Source organism: Salinivibrio sp. MA440, from assembly GCF_001996265.1.
In the GTDB taxonomy this organism is placed as follows: Bacteria; Pseudomonadota; Gammaproteobacteria; order Enterobacterales; family Vibrionaceae; genus Salinivibrio; species Salinivibrio costicola.
This window is the reverse complement of the sequence record NZ_MUFI01000034.1, coordinates 1-23,981: the sequence shown is the minus strand read 5'-3', so window position 1 is coordinate 23,981 and position 23,981 is coordinate 1. Positions and strand designations below refer to the sequence as shown.

At 49.6% G+C, this 23,981-nt stretch carries 20 protein-coding genes; 2 read left to right on the top strand and 18 right to left on the bottom strand.

The features are described from left to right. Position 1 precedes the first annotated feature (1 nt). From carB to murJ, 9 genes are all read right to left on the bottom strand, one after another. Complete coding sequence (gene carB, locus BZG80_RS11205; protein ID WP_021023295.1) at positions 2–3,229, bottom strand: carbamoyl-phosphate synthase large subunit; 3,228 nt, start codon at positions 3,227–3,229, stop codon at positions 2–4. Between the two features lie 15 nt (positions 3,230–3,244). Then, positions 3,245–4,384, bottom strand: coding sequence for a glutamine-hydrolyzing carbamoyl-phosphate synthase small subunit (carA, locus tag BZG80_RS11200; RefSeq protein WP_028569659.1), 1,140 nt, complete (start codon positions 4,382–4,384; stop codon positions 3,245–3,247). 466 nt (positions 4,385–4,850) lie between these two features. Then, on the bottom strand, positions 4,851–5,654 hold the full coding sequence (gene dapB, locus BZG80_RS11195) for a 4-hydroxy-tetrahydrodipicolinate reductase (RefSeq protein WP_021023297.1): 804 nt from the start codon (positions 5,652–5,654) through the stop codon (positions 4,851–4,853). A 135-nt stretch (positions 5,655–5,789) separates the two neighbouring features. Continuing rightward, a complete protein-coding gene (gene ispH / locus BZG80_RS11190; RefSeq protein WP_077461723.1) occupies positions 5,790–6,734 on the bottom strand; it encodes a 4-hydroxy-3-methylbut-2-enyl diphosphate reductase in 945 nt (314 codons plus the stop codon). A gap of 9 nt (positions 6,735–6,743) precedes the next feature. Further along, entirely contained in the window at positions 6,744–7,175 is a 432-nt protein-coding gene (fkpB, locus tag BZG80_RS11185) for an FKBP-type peptidyl-prolyl cis-trans isomerase (RefSeq protein ID WP_021023299.1), read from the bottom strand. 43 nt (positions 7,176–7,218) lie between these two features. After that, positions 7,219–7,728, bottom strand: coding sequence for a signal peptidase II (gene lspA / locus BZG80_RS11180; RefSeq protein ID WP_077679366.1), 510 nt, complete (start codon positions 7,726–7,728; stop codon positions 7,219–7,221). Beyond that, a complete protein-coding gene (gene ileS / locus BZG80_RS11175; RefSeq protein WP_077679365.1) occupies positions 7,728–10,553 on the bottom strand; it encodes an isoleucine--tRNA ligase in 2,826 nt (941 codons plus the stop codon). Before ileS ends, lspA begins: the two co-directional genes overlap by 1 nt. Before the next feature lie 28 nt (positions 10,554–10,581). Then, on the bottom strand, positions 10,582–11,523 hold the full coding sequence (gene ribF, locus BZG80_RS11170) for a bifunctional riboflavin kinase/FAD synthetase (protein ID WP_077669399.1): 942 nt from the start codon (positions 11,521–11,523) through the stop codon (positions 10,582–10,584). Positions 11,524–11,614: 91 nt separating this feature from the next. Continuing rightward, positions 11,615–13,186, bottom strand: coding sequence for a murein biosynthesis integral membrane protein MurJ (gene murJ / locus BZG80_RS11165; RefSeq protein WP_077679364.1), 1,572 nt, complete (start codon positions 13,184–13,186; stop codon positions 11,615–11,617). 275 nt (positions 13,187–13,461) lie between these two features. Between murJ and rpsT the strand changes: the two genes are divergently transcribed. Further along, entirely contained in the window at positions 13,462–13,722 is a 261-nt protein-coding gene (gene rpsT, locus BZG80_RS11160; protein WP_077646827.1) for a 30S ribosomal protein S20, read from the top strand. Positions 13,723–13,802: 80 nt separating this feature from the next. On the opposite strand, the gene BZG80_RS11155 is transcribed toward rpsT, so the two are convergent. From BZG80_RS11155 to nhaA, 4 genes are all read right to left on the bottom strand, one after another. Beyond that, positions 13,803–14,108: an ArsR/SmtB family transcription factor gene (locus BZG80_RS11155; RefSeq protein ID WP_077576778.1), complete on the bottom strand. Its 306-nt coding sequence runs from the start codon at positions 14,106–14,108 to the stop codon at positions 13,803–13,805. A gap of 66 nt (positions 14,109–14,174) precedes the next feature. After that, positions 14,175–15,068, bottom strand: a complete 894-nt coding sequence (gene nhaR / locus BZG80_RS11150; protein WP_077679363.1) for a transcriptional activator NhaR — start codon at positions 15,066–15,068, stop codon at positions 14,175–14,177. 73 nt (positions 15,069–15,141) lie between these two features. Continuing rightward, on the bottom strand, positions 15,142–15,426 hold the full coding sequence (locus BZG80_RS11145) for a hypothetical protein (RefSeq protein ID WP_077679362.1): 285 nt from the start codon (positions 15,424–15,426) through the stop codon (positions 15,142–15,144). Next, positions 15,395–16,600, bottom strand: a complete 1,206-nt coding sequence (gene nhaA / locus BZG80_RS11140) for a Na+/H+ antiporter NhaA (RefSeq protein ID WP_077461730.1) — start codon at positions 16,598–16,600, stop codon at positions 15,395–15,397. The genes BZG80_RS11145 and nhaA overlap by 32 nt, the downstream gene beginning before the upstream one ends. A gap of 434 nt (positions 16,601–17,034) precedes the next feature. On the opposite strand from nhaA, the gene BZG80_RS11135 reads away from it, so the two are divergent. Further along, positions 17,035–18,183: a Na/Pi symporter gene (locus BZG80_RS11135; protein ID WP_077679361.1), complete on the top strand. Its 1,149-nt coding sequence runs from the start codon at positions 17,035–17,037 to the stop codon at positions 18,181–18,183. Between the two features lie 141 nt (positions 18,184–18,324). Here BZG80_RS11135 and BZG80_RS11130 read toward each other — a convergent pair whose 3' ends face one another. From BZG80_RS11130 to rppH, 5 genes are all read right to left on the bottom strand, one after another. Further along, positions 18,325–19,164 carry a thymidylate synthase gene (locus BZG80_RS11130; protein ID WP_021023310.1) on the bottom strand — a complete coding sequence of 280 codons (840 nt, stop codon included), beginning with the start codon at positions 19,162–19,164 and terminating at the stop codon, positions 18,325–18,327. An 88-nt stretch (positions 19,165–19,252) separates the two neighbouring features. Beyond that, entirely contained in the window at positions 19,253–20,050 is a 798-nt protein-coding gene (gene lgt / locus BZG80_RS11125; protein WP_077679360.1) for a prolipoprotein diacylglyceryl transferase, read from the bottom strand. A gap of 12 nt (positions 20,051–20,062) precedes the next feature. Next, entirely contained in the window at positions 20,063–20,872 is an 810-nt protein-coding gene (locus tag BZG80_RS11120; RefSeq protein WP_077576783.1) for a sulfite exporter TauE/SafE family protein, read from the bottom strand. Continuing rightward, entirely contained in the window at positions 20,869–23,127 is a 2,259-nt protein-coding gene (gene ptsP, locus BZG80_RS11115) for a phosphoenolpyruvate--protein phosphotransferase (RefSeq protein ID WP_077679359.1), read from the bottom strand. Before ptsP ends, BZG80_RS11120 begins: the two co-directional genes overlap by 4 nt. Positions 23,128–23,139: 12 nt before the next feature. Beyond that, on the bottom strand, positions 23,140–23,652 hold the full coding sequence (gene rppH, locus BZG80_RS11110; protein ID WP_077679358.1) for an RNA pyrophosphohydrolase: 513 nt from the start codon (positions 23,650–23,652) through the stop codon (positions 23,140–23,142). Between the last annotated feature and the right edge of the window lie 329 nt (positions 23,653–23,981).

Below are 23,981 nucleotides of genomic sequence, written 5' to 3'. Positions count from 1 at the left end.
GTTAAGACTTGGTCAGTACTCGTGCGTGCAGCGATTGCACCGGATTCACTTTGGTGGTGTCGGCCGCCGTTAACGCCATGCACGTGGCGAAGGCCGCATTCAGTGTGGTGGTATAATTGACCTTGGCGGCCAGCGCACCACGACGTAAGACTTTTGAATCTTCAATCGCTTGGCGCCCCTCGGTGGTATTGACAATATAGCTATACTCACCGTTTTTGATGCGGTCAAGAATGTGCGGACGTCCTTCGTGCACTTTGTTGACAAGGCGCGGATTGATCCCCGCTTCTCCCAGAATAACGGCAGTGCCGTGGGTGGCATCAAGCTCAAAGCCAAGTTTCAGCAGCTTCGCGGCCAGGTCGACCACGCGCTGCTTATCGTTATTGCGAACCGACAACAAGGCTCGCCCGCTTTCGCTATAGGCTTTGCCACAGGCTAAATCCGCTTTAGCAAACGCTTCAGCAAAGGTATCGCCCACACCCATCACTTCACCGGTTGAGCGCATTTCTGGCCCAAGCAAAGGATCCACGCCTGGGAACTTATTAAACGGGAGTACCACCTCTTTCACGGAATAGTAAGGTGGAATCACTTCGTTCACGAACCCTTGCTCGGCAAGTGATTGTCCTGCCATGACGCGAGCAGCAATTTTCGCCAGCGGCACTCCTGTCGCTTTAGACACAAATGGAACCGTTCGTGCAGCCCGCGGGTTTACTTCAATCAGATAAATTTCATCATCTTTCACCGCAAACTGGGTATTCACCAAGCCGCGTACACCAAGCTCTAAGGCTAATTTACGTACTTGTTCACGCATCCGATCTTGAACGTCATCGCTCAACGTATACGCTGGTAGTGAACACGCCGAATCGCCCGAGTGCACTCCCGCTTGCTCAATGTGCTCCATAATGCCACCAATGACAACGATGTCACCGTCACACACGGCATCAATATCTACTTCGGTCGCGTCATCAAGGAAGTGATCGAGCAAGACGGGAGATTCATGCGACACACTCACGGCCTCATTAAAGTAGCGACGCAAATCCGTTTCGTCATACACGATTTCCATCGCCCGCCCCCCAAGCACATAAGACGGACGCACCACTAGCGGGTAGCCAATCTCTTTCGCTTTTTCCACCGCCTGCTCTAATGCCGTCACGGTGGCGTTGGCAGGTTGTTTCAGCCCTAGGCGCTCTACCGCATCTTGGAAACGTTCACGGTCTTCCGCGCGGTCAATTGCATCAGGACTAGTACCAATGATCGGCACCCCAGCCGCTTCTAGCGCTCGAGCCAGTTTAAGTGGGGTTTGGCCACCATACTGAACAATTACCCCTTCAGGGTTTTCGACCCGAACAATCGCCAACACATCTTCCAAGGTCACCGGCTCAAAGTAGAGGCGATCGGAAGTATCATAGTCGGTAGAGACGGTTTCAGGGTTACAGTTCACCATGATGGTCTCATAGCCGTCTTCGCGCAGCGCTAACGAAGCATGGACGCAGCAATAATCAAACTCGATGCCCTGTCCGATACGGTTCGGCCCACCACCGATAACCATAATTTTCTTTTTATCGGTTGGTTGCGATTCACATTCATCATCATAGCTTGAGTACATGTACGCGGTATCAGAGGAAAACTCAGCTGCGCACGTATCAACGCGTTTGTAGACCGGATGGATGTTGAATTTATCCCGCAGTTTGCGCACTTCAATTTCAGACACCCCGAGAAGATTCGCCAAGCGCACATCGGAAAAACCTTTACGTTTTAATTGGCGCAGCGCGACCGCATTAAGACCAGCAAACCCATTATCTCGGACTTGTTGTTCATGTTTGACGATGTCTTCGATTTGCACCAAGAACCAGCGATCAATATTGGTGAGGTTGAAAACCCCATCGACCGACATGCCTGCACGGAAGGCATCCGCGACATACCAAATCCGCTCGGCGCCCGGCTCTTTCAGCTCATGGCGAATACGCGTCAATGCGGTATCATCATCCAGGTTGACCATCTCATCAAAACCAGACGCGCCGGTTTCTAGACCGCGTAATGCTTTCTGTAACGATTCTTGTTGGTTACGGCCAATGGCCATCACCTCGCCCACGGATTTCATCTGGGTCGTCAGTCTATCATTGGCGCCAGCAAATTTTTCAAAGTTAAAGCGTGGGATTTTCGTGACCACGTAATCAATGGTCGGCTCAAATGAAGCCGGTGTGGCGCCGCCGGTAATATCATTCATCAGCTCATCAAGGGTAAAGCCAACCGCTAATTTGGCCGCTACTTTGGCAATCGGGAAACCGGTTGCTTTTGATGCTAAGGCTGATGAACGCGAGACACGCGGGTTCATTTCAATGATCACCATGCGCCCATTATTAGGGTTGATCCCAAACTGAACGTTTGACCCACCGGTTTCGACACCGATTTCACGCAGCACAGCCACAGAGGCATTGCGCATCAATTGGTATTCTTTATCGGTCAATGTTTGAGCGGGCGCGACGGTGATCGAATCACCAGTGTGGACACCCATCGCATCGACGTTTTCAATCGAGCAGACAATGATGCAGTTATCGTTTTTATCCCGCACCACTTCCATTTCGTACTCTTTCCAACCAATCAAGGATTCATCAATCAACAGCTCGTTGGTTGGCGACAAATCCAGACCTCGCTCGCAAATGTCTTTAAATTCTTCTTGGTTGTAGGCAATACCGCCACCAGTGCCGCCCATGGTAAATGAAGGGCGGATAATACAAGGGAAACCCACTTCATCGAGTACCTTGTGAGCCTCATCCATACTGTGGGCAATGCCCGCACGCGGACACTCAAGGTTAATGCTGCGCATCGCTTCATCAAAACGGTGTCGGTCTTCCGCTTTATCAATGGCGTCGGCTGTTGCACCAATCATCTCTACGCCAAATTCCGCCAGTACGCCGTGACGCTCGAGATCAAGTGCACAGTTTAATCCCGTTTGACCGCCCATGGTCGGTAACACCGCATCGGGGCGCTCTTTCTCAATAATATGTTTCACTACCTGCCACTGAATCGGCTCGATATAGGTCGCATCGGCCATTTCGGGATCAGTCATGATGGTCGCTGGGTTCGAGTTCACGAGAATAACCCGGTACCCCTCTTCGCGTAGCGCTTTACACGCTTGTGCCCCTGAGTAGTCAAATTCACAGGCTTGGCCGATGACAATCGGGCCTGCGCCCAGGATTAGAATGCTTTTTATGTCTGTGCGTTTTGGCATGCTCAACGACTCCGATTAGGCGCGATGTTGTTTGATAAGGTCGATAAAATGGTCAAAAAGAGGCGCCGCATCATGCGGTCCTGGACTTGCCTCTGGGTGGCCTTGGAAGCTAAAGGCGGGTTTTTCAATATGATGAATGCCTTGTAAGCTGCCATCGAACAAAGACACATGGGTCGCCCGCAATGTGTCTGGCAAGCTATCTTTATCGGCCGCAAAGCCATGGTTTTGGCTGGTGATCATCACCACGTCTCGGTCTAAATCTTTCACCGGGTGATTGGCACCATGATGGCCAAATTTCATTTTCACCGTCTTAGCACCGCTCGCCAGTGCTAAAATTTGGTGGCCCAAGCAAATACCAAATAAAGGCACGCCTTTCGCTAAGAAGGTTTGCGTCGCCGCAATCGCGTAGTCACACGGGGCTGGATCGCCAGGACCGTTGGATAGGAAAACTCCATCCGGATTCATCGCCAGCACCTCGTCTGCGGGTGTGGTGGCAGGCACCACCGTCAAACGACAGCCACGGTCAACCAGCATACGCAAAATGTTACGTTTAGCACCAAAGTCATACGCCACTACGTGATAAGGCAATTCACTATCAGGTAAAGCATCGGGTAAGCCTTGATGAAGTTGCCAAGAGCCTTGTGTCCAGCTGTAGCTTTCCTGAGTGGTCACTTCTTTGGCGAGATCCATGCCCTTTAGGCCAGGAAAATCTTGCGCGTTAACCAAAGCCAATGCTTCATCCACGCTGTCGCCAGCGACAATGCAACCATTTTGCGCCCCTTTTTCACGCAACAAACGGGTGAGCTTACGCGTATCAATGTCGGCAATGCCAACAATGTTGTGTTGCTTGAGGTAATCAGAAAGGGATTGTTGATTGCGGAAGTTGCTAGCTAAGAGAGGGAGATCACGAATCACGAGGCCTTGAGCGTGAACTTGGGAGGATTCTTCGTCTTCGGTATTGGTGCCGGTGTTGCCAATGTGGGGATAAGTAAGAGTGACTATTTGACGGGAATAAGAGGGGTCGGTGACAATTTCTTGATACCCCGTCATCGAGGTATTGAAAACCACTTCTCCCACCGCGGAGCCATCCGCGCCGATCGGGGTACCGTGGAACACTGTCCCATCTTCTAGGACTAAGAGCGCAAACTTGCTCAAGACAACCTCCAGTTTATATAAAAATGCACTTTTAACGACTAACGTTGCATTTACGTATTCCATCTAAGATCAAAACCCGCGTCAAGCTGAATTTTGACAAATTGCGCGCATTCTAGGGATGCATGGAGAAGCTGTCAATCAAACCCGCGTTTTTTTGTTTTCTTTATTCACCACTCAATAGATTTCCTTATCTAAGCCGCCATAAAACACAGCTTAAATCGACTTTACGGTACAAAAAACACCCAAATCACTGCCAGCACATTACGTAATGACACAATATCTGTCTAAAAAAATAAAAGCTCATTAGCAAACGTTTACCTTTACTTTTAACACCTGAGAAATACAGTCTCGTGCAAAAATAGCGATATGAGCCCAGTAAAAAATAGATAAAGCTGGAGGAGTAACACAAACAGAGAGGGCGTTTTACGTATAAGCAAAAAACATCGCGCCGAAGCGCGATGAATAGTTATTTTAAATCGAGGACATCTTGCATGGTATAAAAACCCGACGGGTGCTGATTGAGCCAAACCGCTGCACGGACCGCGCCTTTGGCAAAGGTATTACGGTTTGAGGCCTTGTGCGTGATCTCAACACGCTCACCGATATCGGCAAACATCGCAGTATGTTCGCCAACAATGTCACCGGCACGAAGGGTGGCAAAACCAATCTCGTCTTTGCTGCGCTCGCCCGTATTCCCTTCTCGCGCATAGACAGCCACATCGCTGAGGTTGTTACCCATTGCCCCCGCAATCGCTTCGCCCATACCTAGCGCTGTGCCTGAAGGGGCATCCACTTTATGGCGGTGGTGGGCTTCAACAATTTCAATATCGCATTCCTCCCCCATCACTTTGGCGGCTTGCTCGAGCAACTTAAACACTAGGTTCACCCCCACACTGTAGTTGGGCGCCATGACTAAGGCAGTTGACTCAGCGGCCTCATGAATGACTTGTTTTTGCGCCTCGTCAAACCCGGTGGTGCCAATGACTAATTGTTTACCTTGTTGTTGGCATAACGCCAAATGCGCCATCGTGGCCGATGGTGCGGTAAAGTCGATAATCACGTCGAAGTCATCACTGACATTAGCAAGGTCGTCCACCACGTTAACCCCTAAACGGCCAATTCCTGCCAACTCACCCGCATCTGTGCCTACTAGGCTAGATTCAGGGCGCTCACTCGCCGCGCCCAATGTTGCGCCCGAGTATTGTGCAACCGCTTGAATAAGGTTGCGGCCCATTCGTCCAGCCGCGCCTGCAATGGCAATACGTACCATGATTTTCCCCTTTGTCACTTTGCCAGCAAATTGGCTCCTTGATCGTAACTGACCACTCTAGCGCGTTCCCTGGCACTTGTATATTGGCGAAAAAAAGGAAGCTTTCGCTTCCCTTTTTGGTCTGGATCATCACGGTTAAGTGACTTCACGAATTTGTAATTCCTTCGGCACTTCAAAGAACATGTTTTCTTCTCGTCCAGAGAGATTTTCAACCTCTGTGGCACCAAGCTGCTTGATGCGCTCGATAATATGATTCACCAGCTCTTCAGGCGCCGATGCCCCTGCCGTGATCCCAACGGTATGCTTGCCGTCTAACCAAGCGGGGGCAATGTCTTGTGCTGTATCAACCAAATACCCAGGCGTACCTAGCTTTTCAGAAAGCTCACGGAGGCGATTTGAATTTGAGCTATTTTTCGATCCAACGACAATCATCACATCACAGCTTTGCGCAAGATCGCGTACCGCATCTTGGCGGTTCTGTGTGGCATAACAAATATCATCTTTGCGCGGGCCTTGGATATTGGGAAATACCTGCCGCAAGGTATCAATCACATCTGCCGTTTCATCCACAGACAGTGTAGTTTGACTGACATAGTGTAGGTTATCTGGATCGTTGACCTTGAGGGTATAGACATCGTCTGGGGTTTCAACCAAATACATGCCACCCGTTTCGCTGGCGTATTGACCCATGGTGCCTTCCACTTCTGGGTGGCCCGCATGGCCTATCAGCACCACTTCCATGTTTTTGCGGCTTGCGCGCGCCACTTCCATATGGACCTTGGTCACCAATGGACAGGTGGCATCAAACACGGTCAATTGACGCGATTTCGCCTCGTTCCGCACCGCTTGTGATACACCGTGTGCAGAGAAGATCACAATACTGTCGTCAGGCACTTCGCTGATCTGCTCAACAAAAATCGCCCCACGCTGCTTTAACCCTTCCACGACGAAACGGTTGTGCACCACTTCATGACGCACATAAATCGGCGGTTGATAGATTTCTAACGCTCGTTCAACAATACTGATTGCACGATCGACGCCCGCACAAAAGCCACGGGGATTGGCAAGTAGGATCTTCATGACTACGCCTTATTGCACACTTATAATTTCAACGTCAAAAATGACGGTTTTACCCGCCAAAGGATGATTAAAGTCAACGGTGACTGAGTCGCCAGAGACCGCGGTAATAATCCCCGGAATTTCTTGCCCTTGAGGACCACTAAACGCAATGATCGCACCTTCTTCGGCGGGTGTTTCTCCTCCGAAATGGCGGCGATCCATATGATGAATATTATCAGGGTTTGGCTGCCCAAAGGCATCTTCAGGCGCTAAGGTAAAGCTACTCGAGGCGCCTTCTTTTAAGCCCAATAAGCAGTTTTCAAAGTTTTCGGTCAGACTGCCGTCTCCCATCACCAATTTCGCAGGCTTCCCCGCATTATGGGTGGTATCGGCCACCGAGCCATCTTCAAGCTTGATGGTAAAATGCATAATCACTTCGCTAGCGGCGCTGATCGCTTTCATGATTCATCCTTTTTGAAAGTCGGAGTGTGCAGATAGATACGCATTATCCCTGCTTGGTCGATGACGCGTCCTGACGAAAACTTTCCAGAATTACCAACGCCGCCCCCAAACAAATCGCGGAATCCGCCAAGTTAAACGCCGGCCAATGCGACGTGCCAATGTAAAAATCTAAAAAGTCGATGACATAACCATGAACAAGCCGATCAAATAAATTACCCAATGCGCCGCCGATGATCATCGCATAGGCAATATTGATCAGCCGTTGGCTTGCTGGGGTGGTCCGCATCCAATAAGCCAGTAATCCACTGACTCCTAGTGCAATCACGCTAAATAGCCAACGCTGCCAGCCTCCAGCATCACTCAAAAAACTAAAGGCTGCGCCATGGTTATGCACGTAGGTAAGATTAAAAAAAGGCAACAGTTCAGTGCGGTTAGCAAACCCGTATTCCATGGTTTGCATCACCAGCCACTTACTACCAATATCGAGCGCAAACACCAGAGGCGCCAGCCAAAGCCAGCGCCATCCTGATTGCGAGAGGGAAAGAGTCTGCATCACGCAAATTGGCGAGTTTCGCCTTCTCCTGCAATGTTGGTCACACAACGGCCACAGATCTCTTCATGGCCAGCAATGGTGCCCACGTCGGCGACGTGATGCCAGCAACGTTCGCACTTCGCCGCACTTGAAGCCGTCACCTCAACAGCAAGGCCTTCAACATCCGTTTTCGTCGCAGATATTGGGGCTTCACCGGCGACCACAGTTGCTTTTGACGTTAACAGCACAAAGCGAAGTTCATCGCCCATTAAGCGCAGTTTTTCGGCAAAATCGGCGGGCGCATATAGGGTCACTTCGGCTTCTAGTGAGCCACCAATGACTTTTTCGTTACGGGCCTGTTCAAGCGTTTTATTGACCGCATCGCGTACGTTTAACAATTTCGCCCAGAACGCCTGATTAAGGGCAGCACTGTCTTCAAGATCAAACAGGCCGTCATACCAGACATCGGTAAAGACAAACTTGCTACGCTCGCCCGGCATTTCATTCCAAATTTCATCCGCCGTGAACGACATAATAGGAGCCATCCAACGGACCAAGGCTTCGACAATGTGGAACAGTGCCGTTTGGCAGCTTCGGTGCGCATGGCTGCCGGCTTTCGCGGTGTATTGGCGATCTTTAATAATATCGAGATAAAAAGATCCCATCTCAATCGAGCAGAACTGCATCAAGCGTTGCGTGACTTGGTGGAAATTACAGGCTTCAAATGCTTCTGTAATTTCTTGCTGTGCCGCCAACGCACGTCCCACCGCCCAACGATCAACCGCGACCAAATCGTCTGGGGCAACCAAGTCGGTTTTAGGATCAAAGCCATGTAGGTTCGCCAGCAAGAAACGCGAGGTGTTGCGGATACGACGATACGCATCGGCGCTGCGTTTTAGGATCTCATCCGAAACGGTGATCTCACCCGTGTAATCGGTTGATGCCACCCATAAACGCAAAATATCGGCACCCAGCTTGTTCATCACGTCTTGCGGCGCGATGGTGTTCCCCAAAGATTTCGACATCTTGCGGCCTTTGCCGTCAACGGTGAAACCATGAGTCAGCACTTTTCGATACGGGGCCTTTTCTTTGATGGCGACCGAGGTCATTAACGATGATTGGAACCAACCACGGTGCTGATCCGACCCTTCGAGGTACATGTCAGCTTCTTGGCCGTTGAACTCGTCACGCTGGTTAACCACCGCATAGTGCGTCGCGCCTGAATCAAACCATACATCGAGCGTATCCAGCACTTTCTCGTACTGGTCTGCTTCATCGCCAAGCAGCTCGTTAAGATCCAAATCCCACCACGCTTGAATGCCCGATTGCTCTACCCGCTTTGCAACCTGCTCAATCAGGTTAATCGTATCGGGGTGAAGCTCTGACGTTTCTTTGTGAACGAACAAGGCAATGGGTACGCCCCAGGTACGCTGACGAGAAATACACCAGTCTGGACGGCCTTCAACCATGGATTCAATGCGGCTTTGCCCCCAGTCAGGGATCCATTCAACGTTTTTGATCTCTTGTAAGGCTTTATCTCGCAGACCGGCTTTATCCATGCCGATAAACCACTGTGGCGTCGCTCGGAAAATAATCGGCGTTTTGTGGCGCCAGCAGTGCGGATAGCTGTGTTCATAGGCATGATGATGCAGCAGCGCGCCATGCGTTTTAAGCGTCTCAATGACATTATCATTGGCTTTAAACACGTGCTGACCGGCAAACAGTGGTGTATCAGGTAAATACACACCATTGCTCCCCACAGGATTGGCCACTTCTAGGTCGTATTTTTTCCCCACCACGAAGTCTTCTTGGCCGTGTCCAGGCGCAGTGTGGACAACCCCCGTACCCGACTCAGTTGTCACGTGATCGCCAAGGATCACCGGCACGTCAAAATCATAAAATGGGTGTTGAACACGTTGCAGCTCTAACGCTTCACCTTTACAAAAACCAAGGTTGTGATAGTGCTCGATACCAGCACGATCCATGACGTCTTTGGCCAACTCTGCCGCCAGAATTAAGCGCTGTGGCTGCTCGCCTTCGACTTGCACCAGCACATATTCCAGATCCGCGGACACAGCAACGGCGCGGTTAGCCGGCAGAGTCCAAGGCGTCGTCGTCCAGATCACCGCCGAAACAGGCCCTTCGCCTTGATGCTCACCAGCAAGGGTAAAGGTGTTCACGAGCGCCTGCTCATCGACCGCACGGAACATGACGTCAATCGATGGGGACGTCTTGTCTTGATACTCGACTTCGGCTTCGGCAAGGGCTGAACCACAATCCGTACACCAGTGAACCGGTTTAAACCCTTTGTGCAAGTGGCCATTACCCGCAATCTTACCCAAGGCACGGATGATGCTGGCCTCAGTTTTAAAATCCATGGTGAGATAGGGTTTATCCCACTCACCCAACACGCCAAGACGTTTGAAGTCGGCTTTTTGACCTTCCACTTGCTTGGCCGCGTATTCACGACATTTTTCACGGAACTCGGCGGTGGAGATTTTCTGACCCGGCTTGCCCACTTTTTTTTCTACCATCAATTCGATAGGTAGACCGTGGCAGTCCCAGCCAGGGACATACGGTGCGTCATAGTCCGCCAGCGTTTTCGATTTAATAATAATGTCTTTGAGAATTTTATTAACAGAGTGACCAATATGAATATTGCCGTTCGCGTACGGAGGGCCGTCGTGCAAAATAAATGTTTTTTTGCCGTGCTTCGCTTGACGGATTGCACCGTAAAGATCTTCATCATACCAACGCTTGAGCATATCAGGCTCGCGCTTAGCAAGATTACCTCGCATCGGAAACGCAGTTTCCGGCAGGTTTAAGGTATCTTTGTAGTCACTCATTGATTATTGATTCCGTATGGAGGTTACTCTAGACATTATTGCCATCAGCCAGCCACGCACGCGCTGCCGATGCATCTCGTTGAATTTGCATTTTTAATGCGTCTACTGACGCGAATTTGGTTTCATCACGCAATTTGTGCAGTAGGCTAACTTCTAATTGTTTGCCGTATAAATCGAGCGTTTGATCGAATAGATGCACTTCTAACTGCTGATGGGTGCCATTGACCGTCGGTCGATTACCCACGTTGGCAACGCCCGGCAAAGATTGCCCTGCACGCGCACCGGACACGGTTACCGCGTACACACCCGATACAGGAGAGACTCGCCGCTTAAGCAGCACATTCGCGGTAGGAAAGCCGATCGTACGTCCAAGCTTTCGCCCATGCGCGACCCGCCCGCAAATACTGTAGGGTCGCCCCAACATATCGGCTGCCGCCTCTAACTGGCCCGCGAGAAGCGCATCTCGTATTGCGGTGCTACTCACCCGTCGGTCGCTGACACAAAAGCTTTCGGTACTCACTACCGCAAAGTGATGCTCTTTCCCGGCTTGCTCTAATCGAGCGAAGTCACCGGCACGCTTGAGGCCAAAGCGAAAGTCGTCACCCACTACCAGAAACTTAACACCCAATTGATTGACCAACAAGCGATCAACAAAGGCATCCGGGCTCATGGCGGCAAATGCTGGTGTAAAGCTGACACACAACAGCCTATCCACGCCTAACTTAGCCAGTTGAGTATATTTGTCGCGCAGCCGGGATAAACGTGCAGGGGCCTGATCGCCTTGAAACAATTCGAGCGGTTGAGGCTCAAACAGCATGACAGTCGCAGGCAAATCGAGGGCCCTGGCCTTCTCGACCACTTGGCGCAAGACCGCTTGGTGCCCAAGGTGGACACCATCAAAGTTACCGATGGTGAGTACACAGCCTCGGTGTTTGGCCCGGATATTGTGAATGCCTCGAATTAATTCCATCGCCTGCTGACTATTTGAACTATAAAAACTGGCGGATTATATACTAGTCAGCGCTGGCAATCAGCCCTGGATTGATATTCCGCGCTTACCATCATCCTCGGTGGCGGATATCGCCTAATCTCACACCAAACATCACTGCCGTGATCAGATAGAGGCTCCCCCCGCCAAGAATACAGCCAGCCAAGCTAATGCTGCGAGAGAATAATGGCATGGCCACCCATTGTGACAAACTTGGCATTAAAACATAAAGCCCAATAACCATGGCACAAACAGCCACCAGTAACTTAACAATAAACGTCACTGTTTCTCGAGAAAGGCGATAAATATGACGACGGTGTAGCCCTTGATACAACAGGCCTGCATTAATCAGCGCCGATAAGGCCGTGGCCATTGCTAACCCCACGTAGCTGAAGAAATAGGCAAAAATCGCGTTAAAGACCATATTGCTGACCATTGCGATGACACCGTATTTGACCGGTGTTTTAGTATCTTGGCGCGCATAATAACCAGGCGCCAGGACTTTGATCACCATAAAATTGACCAAACCACAGGCATAAGCCACCAGAGAAAGACTGGCCGCCTCCACGTCAGGTACACCAAATTCACCCCGCATAAACAGCACCATCAACATGGGCTTGGCGAGCACAATTAATCCAGCCATGGCGGGGATCCCGAGTAGCAGAACCATACGTACGCCCCAATCCATGGTCGCAGCAAACTGATCCGCCGATTTATCGACATGTTTTTTGGATAACGCGGGCAAGATCACCGTCGCAATCGCAATGCCAAATAACCCCAGTGGGAACTCTAATAAACGATCGGAGTAATACAGCCAACTGATAGAACCCGTCATTAAGAAGCTAGCAATAAAGGTATCGAATAACAGATTAATCTGACTGACGGATACCCCAAACAATGCTGGGATCATTAAATGTCGAATTTTGACAACGCCGGGATGATGCCATCCCCATTTAGGCCGCACGAGCATCCCCTCTTGCGCTAAAAAAGGCAGTTGGAACAAAAGTTGAATCACACCGCCTGCAAACACACCGATCGCAAGGCCTATTTCAGGTTGTGCCAAATGCGGGGATAGACCGATAGCCGCAGCAATAATCGCAACGTTTAAAAACACCGGCGTAAAGCTGGAAACTGCAAATTTATTCAGCGTGTTAAGGATAGCCCCCGATAGCGCAACAAAGGTAATAAACCACAAATAGGGGAAAGTGATTTTCAACATCAAGCTGGCCAACTCAAATTTTGCACCATCAGGCCCGCCATCTAGCCAATCGACAAACCAACCGGTACCAAACAACGCGGCTAAAACGGGCGAACCGACCACACCTAGCAATGTCACAACAGTGACCAACCCGCCAAGCGTGCCGACCACATTGGCCACCAACTCGCGTGAGTAGGCTCGGGTGGTATCATCTTTATCAAGCGCCTGGTATTCGGTTAATACCGGCACAAACGCTTGTGAAAATGCCCCTTCGGCAAATAGACGACGCAAAAAATTAGGGATTTTATTGGCAAAGAAAAAGACATCGGCGGCCGCACCCGCGCCCATTAAGTTGGCAATGACAACATCGCGCACCAATCCTAAAACACGGGACACTAATGTCATGGTGCTCACGATGAGCCCAGAGCGTAAAAGTCGCTTACTCACGGTTACCTCTTGAAAACACGTGCCCGATGCGCGCGTTGCTTCTACTTTTTCGCCCCTGGCGATACGCCGAAAGGGAGAACAAATCGAAATATAGGTGACGTCGGGGCTGAAATGCTGATAGAATCAGCCGCCATATTAACTGTGATAACCCCGCAGCGCCAACACTACCTTGGAGCGGCGGATCTTTGCACAAATGAATTGACAATAGAGGCAAAAAGAGGCATAGTCCTCCGCCTTGAAATGTCACCGAACAAAAAGATTTGGGAGTTAGACCCTTGGCGAATATCAAATCTGCTAAGAAGCGTGCGATCCAGTCTGAAAAGCGTCGCCAGCACAACGCAAGCCGTCGCTCTATGATGCGCACCTATATGAAGAAAACTGCTTCAGCAATTGCTGCAGGCGACAAAGAAGCGGCAACTGCTGCTTTTGCACAAGTTCAGCCTATTCTTGATCGTTCAGCCACTAAAGGCCTGATCCACAAGAATAAAGCAGCTCGTTACAAAGCAGCATTCTCAGCACAAATTAAAGCGCTGTAAGATTGCTCTTTGCATAGAGATAAAAAAAACCGGCCTTGGCCGGTTTTTTTTTTGCTTATCACTTGTTGCTTACCTAGGTGCTAATTTGCGGTTTCGCTGCAGTAGAGATCATGTAAAAGCTGAATGACAGCGACGACTTCATCACTTTTTAGCGAATAATATACCGTCTGCGCCTCTTTGCGCGTTGTCACCAGACCATCTTTTCGTAACCAAGCGAGATGCTGCGATAAGGCTGACTGGCTCAGAGGAACCCGCTCCACTAACTGCCCCACCGACAATTCACCTTGTAGTAAATAACACAGAATAAAAAGGCGTTTTTCATTGGCCATGGCTTTTAGCAGGCTGACTGCCTTAGGCCCATTCTGCTGCATGCGGGCTAAATCCATTCAACTTCCATCATCAGTTAATACTCAATGGCACGAGTCTAGCACGATCTTTATGCTAGCTTGTAACTAAACAAACAAGTGACTGTAATCTGCTTCACAAATCCTTTTGACCGCTGGGTGCTGAATCATACGTTCCGCAAAGATAACGAAATATTCCTCTTTTACCACACTCAGCTCAGCAATTTGTATCGCTTGACCCAAACGGGTGACTTCCTCAGTATAGGTCGTAGGTGCAATAAATAACGCTTGATGACTAATCCCAAACGCTTTCATTAAGGCGGAATCGTCAAATTCTCCCAGAATATTAGGTACGATGCCTTGTTGATCAAACCACTGCGTTAACTTACGTCCCATTGCGGTCGATTTGCTAGGAATTAAGACTTTCTGTGTCGCTAAACGTATGGGTAACGGCACATCGGGGTCTTCTGCAGGGTTTGAGGAATATAAGCTCATGCTACTCTCACCTAACTTGACGCTAAATAAGCCGGCCTGTTGGGTCGAATCTATCGGGCAGTCTGAAAGGATCATATCTAATTTATGCTCTGCGAGTTGCTCAAGTAGCATTTCATGCGTGGATTCAAAACAGCGCAGGTGGATGGCGTTATCGTGAGGTATCGCATGCAAGAGAATTTGGCTAATCAGCCGCTTCGATAATGCATCAGCAACCCCAACATCGAATAAGATATTCTCTTGCTGGCTGTAATTGACAATATCTAGCATTTCGTAGCTCAGACCAAACATACGATCAGCATATTTAAAAACCAGCTGGCCGAGCTCAGTGGGCTCCACGTAGCGCCCATTGCGTTTAGTGAGCTTACCATTTAAGCGCTGTTCCAGAGCCCGAATTTGCCCAGTAACGGTTTGTGGTGTTAAACAAAGCTTATCCGCCCCTTGGGTGATTGAACCTTGCTTGCAGACCATCCAGAAGTAGTACAGGTGGTTGTAATTTAGGTGAGCCATGCTGATAGATAAAAAAACGCCAGACGAAGCAGCTTACGCTGCCTCTCTGGCGCCTTCAAGTGGCATACGCGTTTTAGTTTTTCACATCGTCTTTATCAAGCGGCTTTCTTACCCGCTCACCCGCTCGATGCTCTAAAGCACGCTCTGAGAAGCTTGAGGATTTATCTTGTTCTTCTCTATCAACCTTATCAACGTTCGATGTCACCGTCGCCTTTCCGGCCGCGACACCTGCGCGATAGGCTTGGCAAACATCGCTTTGGTCTTGCTTTCCGTTGCAATACATATCTTGGTTTACCGCCATGGCAGAGCCAGAGACGGTAACCAGGCTAGTAATCAACGCCAGTATTACCTTCTTCATACTCGTCTCCTTGTTCATCTGCAAGCGCGCTGGCTGGTGGCAGTGCAAAGTGCAACACTACGTAGCCAATCACGGCCGCCAAGGTCGATCCTATCAAGATACCAAGACGAGAGAGTGTGACGAACTCGCCATTCACACCAACAAAGGCCAGTGATGAGATAAAGATAGACATGGTGAAACCAATACCACAGAGCACTGACACGGCAAAGATATGGGTGAAATTCACGCGTGCTGGCAGTTTGGCAATACCTAATTTCACTGCGGCCCAACTAAAGGTAAAGATCCCAAGTGGTTTACCCAGAAGCAAGCCTAAGGCAATACCTAGCGGCAACATTTCCGTCAAGTTAGCCAGTGATACACCGTCAAGCGATACCCCAGCGTTCGCGAACGCAAAAATCGGCAGAATCAGATACGACACGTATGGATGCAGCGCATGTTCCATTTTTTTCAATGGCGAGGGTGCATCATCCGTTTTACCTTTAAGCGGGATGGCAAAACCAAGCACCACACCGGCAAGCGTCGCATGAACGCCCGATTGCAACACGCTGAACCATAAAATCAGTCCAACCACGACGTACGCAGGAATACTGGTCACTTTGCGCATATTCATCGCCACCAGTACCACAGTGGCTATAAAGGCTGACGCTAGGGCTACCAGCGATAAGTCGCTACTGTAAAACAGGGCAATGATCACAATCACCCCGAGATCATCAATGATCGCCAATGCCAGTAAGAATACTTTTAACGCAAGCGGGACACGATTACCCAACAACGCCAACACACCGAGCGCAAACGCGATATCCGTAGCAGCTGGGATAGCCCAACCAGACACGGCCAGTGGGTCGCCCCAGTTGAACGCCAAGTAAACCAGTGCGGGAGCAAGCATACCTCCGATCGCTGCAACCGCAGGGAATGTGGCTTTGTCTTTTGAGTTTAGGGCACCTTGAACCAACTCACGTTTAACTTCCAAACCAATCAGCAGGAAAAAAATCACCATCAGGCCATCGTTGATCCAATGACCAACGGATAAGCCTGCTACATAGGTATGAAGCGTGCTGTCATATAAAGGCTGTAAATCCGAGTTCGCTACGAACATCGCTAATACCGCCGCTACAATCAGCACAATACCTCCTGCGGATTCCATTTTCAGAAACTGACGAATGACATCAGTCATTTAGAGCACTCCATACAATAAAAGTGGATTTCAGTAGTCTAGACAGTCAGACCACTTTTAGAAAAATCGTTTGTTCTGATAGTAAACATCGGGAAAACCGATGTTAAAACTAACTTACCATTGATTTATTCGTAGTCTAACGCTTTTATATCCTGTTTACCGATTTATAGCTTAACGCTTTCTCTCTAGCATAGTGTCGATTTCAACCTTGTTGTTACATTTTTATCTCTGTTTTTTCCAGCCGTGTATTTAGAGACAAATAACGCTAGGAATCAGGGGGGTAACAGCGCTTTTACTGCGGCATATCCGTGCCAAGATCGTATTTTCAACTCACTGCAGTATTTATGTCATATTTCTGAAATATTCCCTTTTTACTATCGCCTCAGATTTTGCTTTGACACTAAACTGACATCGAATTGTCACGGAGATATCTTATGACTCCCCATGCTACAGCAGTAGAGGCAACTCAGAGCTCCTCAAATTGGTTCCGTTGGACCAAGCTTGCCGTCATGCTTTACCTCCTGCTCGTGGCCGTTGCCATGGTAGGAAGCGGCTTCAAATGGGCCGTAGGCGACGAAGCGAAGACGCTCTTTGCGTTTGCGTCTCATCCCGTAGCTGGCTTAATGATTGGTATTGTTGCCACTGCATTGATTCAGTCTTCAAGTACCGTGACGTCTATTATCGTCGGCCTGGTCGCGGGTGGCTTGCCGGTTGAAGCGGCGATTCCCATGGTAATGGGAGCCAACGTGGGTACCTCAGTGACTAATACTATCGTCAGTTTAGGCCATGCCCGCTGTAAAGTAGAGTTTAGTCGTGCCTTTAGTTGTGCCACTGTTCATGACTTCTTTAATCTCTTTGCCGTTGCTATTTTTCTCCCACTCGAAATGGCATTTGGAATACTGAATAAAATTTCTGGCTGGTTGGTGTCGCCATTGGCACAAGCGAACGATATGAGTATCAAGGGGTTAAACTTTATTAAGCCATTGACCAAACCCGTCGTTAATGCTGTGCAATCGCCCTTGGATGCCATCTTCCCGGGTAACATTGGTGGCTTCATGATGATTGCCATGGGGATTGTTACTATTGTCATTGCCATCACCGTGATGGGTCGCGTGATGAAAAAACTGATGGTGGGTCGGGCAAAAGACATGCTTAAAAATGCTATCGGTCGCGGTCCATTGCACGGTATTTTCTCAGGCTCAATCGTCACTGTGTTGGTGCAATCTTCATCAACGACCACTAGCTTGATGGTGCCATTGGTCGGCTCAGGCGTGTTAAAGGTGCGTGATATTTATCCATTCACATTGGGCGCAAACATTGGTACCTGCATTACCGCGTTACTTGCCGCCACAGCCGTCACGGGCGAGTTCGCCGTCTTTGCGCTGCAAATTGCATTAGTACACCTTAGTTTTAATATCCTAGCCACCGCGCTTATCTTTGGTGTGCCGTTTTTACGCGAATTACCGCTCAAAGGTGCAGACTTGTTGGGCAAAATGGCCGCCAAATCAAAAATGGCCGTCCTCGTTTATATCAGTTTAGTCTTTGTTGTGATTCCAGGCAGCATTGTCTTCTTATCCCAATAAGCCTGAGATTTAGGTCACACACAAAAAACGCAGCCAGCTGGCTGCGTTTTTTTATTGAAAATTGGCTCAAGATGACACCAAGTCGTATCGCCTCGTTAACGTTACTGCCTATCAAACAGCAATGCGTTAAACAGCTATGTGTTAAACCGCAATCGGCGCTTTAATGGTCGGATGCGGATCGTAGCCTGCAATCTCAAAGTCATCGATTTTATATTCAAAGATAGAGGCAGGCTTGCGTTTAATAGTCAATGTCGGCAACGCACGCGGTTCACGCTTTAGCTGTTCATGGACAATATCATCGGTCAGATGGTTATGATAAAGGTGAACATCACCGAAAGTATGGACAAAATCACCGACCGCTAGGTCGCACTGTTGCGCCACCATATGGGTGAACAGCGCATAGCTGGCAATATTAAACGGCACACCCAAGAAGTAGTCTGCACTACGCTGATAAAGCTGGCATGAGAGCTTGCCATCCGCCACGTAGAACTGAAACAAACAATGGCAAGGGGCCAAGGCCATTTTGCCTTGCTCCGCGTTCTCTGACGGGCTGATGGACTCATCCGGCAAATCGGCAGGGTTCCACGCTGTGATAATATGGCGACGCGAGTTGGGTTTGGTTTTAATTTGCTCGATCAATTGCGCAATCTGATCCACGGTTGAACCATCTGGACACGCCCAAGAGCGCCACTGAGCGCCATAGACGGGACCGAGATCACCTTGCTCGGTGGCCCATTCATCCCAAATACGTACCTTGTTGTCTTGTAAGTACTGGATGTTAGTCTCGCCGTTAAGAAACCACAAAAGCTCGTGGATAATCGCTCGGGTATAGAGTTTTTTGGTCGTTAACAGTGGAAAGCCTTCAGCAAGGTCGAACCGTAGTTGGCGTCCAAATATCGATCGCGTTCCGACACCAGTGCGATCTCCCCTATCTGTCCCATTATCGAGAATATCCTGCATCAACGCCTGATACTGCTTCATAGTGTTTCCTATCATTGACCGAACAAACAAAAGGCACCGCTGAGGTGCCTTGGTGTATCACTTACTATAACCGATTCGCGTTATTCGGTCACTTGGCGGGTTGGCATCGATACGCCCATAGCATCATCAACGCCCCTACGATCACCATCGGCAACGATAAAAGCTGCCCCATACTGAATATTCCTGCAAATAACCCGAGATGTGCATCTGGCTCGCGGAAATACTCCACGGTAAAGCGGAATGTGCCGTAACCGGCCAAGAAAAGCCCCGAGACCGCCCCCATTGGGCGTGGCTTTTTAATGTACATATTGAGGATCACAAATAACGCGACGCCTTCTAATGCAAACTCATAAAGCTGCGAGGGATGGCGTGGCCACGGGCCCCCGGTTGGAAAGACCATTGCCCAAGGCACATCCGTGACGCGCCCCCATAGCTCACCGTTCATAAAGTTGCCCAACCGGCCAGCGCCAAGGCCAAATGGTACTAACGGCGCAATAAAGTCAGCCACGGTAAAAAAGTGACGCTGCGTTTTACGTGCATACCATGCCATGGCGGTGATCACACCCAACAGACCACCATGGAACGACATGCCTCCTGTCCATACTTTGAACAAAAACAAGGGGTCGGCGATAAAAGCATCCAATTGGTAAAAAAGCACATAGCCAATGCGTCCACCCAATACCACGCCAAGAAAGCCGGCAAACAGCAGATCGCTGACTTCTTCTTTGTTCCAACCACTGTTGGGTTTTGTCGCACGATGGTTTGCCAGCCAAAGAGCAAACACAAACCCTAACAAATACATCAACCCGTACCAGCGTACCGCTATGGGGCCTAACTCGATTAATACCGGGTCGATTGACGGAAAGGTGAAATAACCTTCAGCCATGAATTTGATCCTTTATTTCAACAACATGCTAGCGCCGACAATAACAAGAAAGACGGCAAAAATACGTTTTATTTGCTCAGTAGGTAACTTCACCGCAAGCTGCGCGCCTACCCGTGTCATCCACACAGACGTGGAAACCACCCCGAGCAACGCGGGTAAATACAAGTATCCGACACTGAGTGGCGGTAAGGGTTCCGTCTGTCGCCAGCCCAACCACACAAAGCTAATCATGCCACCGAACGCTAATACCGCTCCCCCCGCTGATGCACTACCTATTGCTTGATGCATGCTGACCCCACGCCAGTGTAAATATGGAACAGTAAAGGATCCGCCACCAATGCCTGCCAAGCTAGAAAGCGTCCCAATCAAGGTTCCAGCCGCAGAAAGCCGCCACCAATGCGGCAATGGGCGCGCTTGATAGACGCGGCGATTAAGTAACATTTGCAGTGCCATCGCAAGCACAATCACACCAAATAAACGGGGTAGCCAATCAGGAGGCAGCAAGTCAGCAAATCCGGCCCCAAGACTACCGCCTAACAGCATGCCAGGAACAAGAGCTTTGACCGCCTCGACATGCACATTACCTAAGCGAAAATGCCGCCATGCCGACGCACTTGAGGTCAAAACGATCGTTGCTAACGACGTCGCCAGAGCAATGGGCATCACCACCGTCGGTGAAATGCCAAAAACCGGCAATAGAAACGTTAAAGCGGGTACCACCACCAGTCCACCGCCAATGCCAAGCAGCCCTGATAAGGTACCTACGCACGCACCGACTAGCATGCAGACCACAAACAACAACAGTGTTAGGCCAGTGATCATCGCATTTGTCCGATTTTGACTAACGCTTCAAGCCCATGTTCGGCCAGAAAGGCTTCGGTCGATGCTCGAATCGCATCAGGGTCGTCTAATGTCAGCATAGTATTCGCCTGCACCACTAGCGCCTCATGCGGTAATCGACTTAACAGATATTTGATTTTGGCGACATTCCGAGTGTTCATACTCAGTTGCTGGTAACCCAATCCCACTAATAATGCTGCACCCACAGGATCGCCGGCCAACTCACCGCAGACACTTACCAGTAATTGATGGCGCGCACCCATGGTTGCAATGGATGATAAGGCATGGAGTACTGAAGGATGCAGGGCATCAAAAATATCCGCGACCCGCGCATTATTGCGATCAACGGCGAGTAAATATTGGGTCAAGTCATTGGTCCCTACCGATAAAAAATCGATATCACGCGCGATATTATCCAACTGATACAAAATAGAGGGGACTTCGACCATGATCCCGAGCATAGGGATATTAACGCTCTCACCCGTGCTCTCGGCCTCTTGGCTGACCTCTTGATACGCGCGGCTGACCAAGGTTTTCGCTTCCAATAACTCATTGCGGCCAGAGATCATTGGCAGTAGTAACTTAAGGTTATTTAAACCTATGCTCGCGCGTAACATGGCACGGACTTGGATCAAAAAGATATCCGGATGATCCAAGCTGAAGCGAATACCGCGCCACCCTAGAAAAGGATTATCTTCTTCCACACTTAGGTAAGGAAGCGGCTTATCTCCACCGATATCCAACGTACGCATCACCACAGGCTTATCAGGGTAACTGGCAAGAATGGCGCGATACTGTTTCACTTGTTCGTCTTCAGAGGGGAACCGGCGTAACATTAAAAAAGGGACTTCAGTGCGAAAAAGTCCTACCCCATCCACCCCTTGATTAATCGCAATTTGACTATCGGCACTAAGACCGGCATTTAAATGGACCTCAACCCGGGTGCCGTCTTGGGTTTGTCCCGGGCTGGCCAGTGCTGTCTCAAAGGTCGATTGTAAGCTGGCTTCTTCTTGAACCAATTGCTGGTATTCGTTGATCAAGGCCTCGGCAGGCTCGATCATTAATATCCCTTTGTGTCCATCGAGGATAACGGTTTTGTGGTGCAAGCGTGAGGGAGAAAAGCTGACCCCCATGATCGCAGGGATCCCCAATGCCCGCGCGAGAATGGCAGCATGAGAATTAGCCGCTCCCTGTTCGGCGACAACGCCTGCCAGTAAGGTACGAGGAATCGAAGCCAGCATACCGGCTGTCAGCTCGTGAGCCAGTAACACAACCGGTGATGAAATCGCTGGAGCACTGCCTGCCGGGGCCATCAAAAAATAAAGTAATCGCTGACCCAGTTCTTTTACATCGTCTGCGCGCGCTTTGAGATAAGGATCGTCCATCAGGGAAAAGCGCGCGGAAAAGGCCTCCACAGTTTGTCGCACGGCCCACGTCGCTTCATCACCTTGCTGGATCCTGACCGTTATGTCTTCTCGCAACATGGGATCATTGAGCAGATGTACAAACAGATCAAAAATCGCTAATGCGTCTTTTTGTAGCTCCTTATCAAAGCGCTTACGCAAACGCCGGAACTCCGTACTGGCCTCATCAATCGCGGCGTCTAAGCGGTCGAGCTCTCGCGACACATCGAGACTGCTTGCCGGAGCAACGTCCTCTAGCCTTGGTTGCGACTCGTCGCACCAAGCTTGAGCAATACCGATCCCCGGTGACGCCGGCATCCCTTCAAGTAAAATAGGCGATCGGGTACCTTGCCACCCCCCTTGCGCATCCGCATGGGCAAATACCACCGCCAACTGCGCGGCTAAGGTGACAAGAAACGACTCTTCACTTTCATCAAATTGACGCGGTTGGTGTTGCTGAACGACTAATACGCCCAGCACCTTTTTGCGATAAATAATGGGCGTACCCAAAAAAGATTGAAACGCATCTTCTCCTGTCGCTGGAAAAGGTTTAAACGCAGGATGTCGTCGTGCATAAGCGAGGTTTAAAGGCTCAGCTCGTTGACCAACCACGCCAACTAACCCGTCACCAAACGACATCGACACTTGCGCCGACGGATCGAGCCCCTGCGTTGCCATCAAATCAAAGCTTTGTTGCTCAAGGTTGGCGAGATAGACAGAGCAGCACTCGGTACGCATTGCCAAGCAGGTTTGTTGCACCAACGTATGCAGCGCCTGATCGAGATCGGCTGACACTGCAACGCTTTGCACAATATTCCTTAACTGCGTGAGCACCGAGTTTCTCCTTTACCCTCGCTTATTTTTACGTCGAGGTTTGCGTTCTTTAAAAGGCATCGCAAGCGGCGCAAACTCTTTCATTGCACGCCGATAGACTTCACGCTTAAATGCCACGACTTGACGCACAGGATACCAATAACTGACCCAACGCCAGCCATCAAATTCCGGTGTCCCGCCACGCAAAACGTTCACGTGTGACTCATCACACTCAAGCTTAAGCAAAAACCATTTTTGCTTTTGCCCAATACATACGGGTTTAGAATCCCACCGCACCAAGCGTTTCGGTAATTTATAACGTAACCAATGTCGACTAGTCCCCAAGATGCGCACATCTTTTTTGGTCAGTCCAACTTCTTYATACAATTCACGATACATGGCTTGCTCAGGACTTTCTCCTTCATCAATACCACCTTGTGGAAACTGCCATGAATGCTGACCATATCGACGAGCCCAGAGTACTTGACCGTGGCCGTTACAAATTACTATCCCCACATTGGGACGATAGCCATCGCCATCAATCACTGGACAACCTCAATGATAAATCTCTACTGAACCTGATTTTTTCACAAAAAGCGGCTGAGGGTAAACAAACATTGTGGATTGACCTTCTTTTTTGCGCTCTCGTCGTCATCTGAGGATAACTCACTCTCTAACAGGAAGTTATAAACATAGCAATGAGAGTTTGCGCACATTTATTCACGCTTTCTGTGGATAGATTTGTGAAGAAGCCTAGAAAAAGTGCATTAAAGCATCAGGTATCGATCATCTAACGGAAGGAAACATTGTCATAAAAATAAAATAAGACCTTAAATTCATAAACTTAAAAGTAATTCGTTAAGATAGGATCCTTG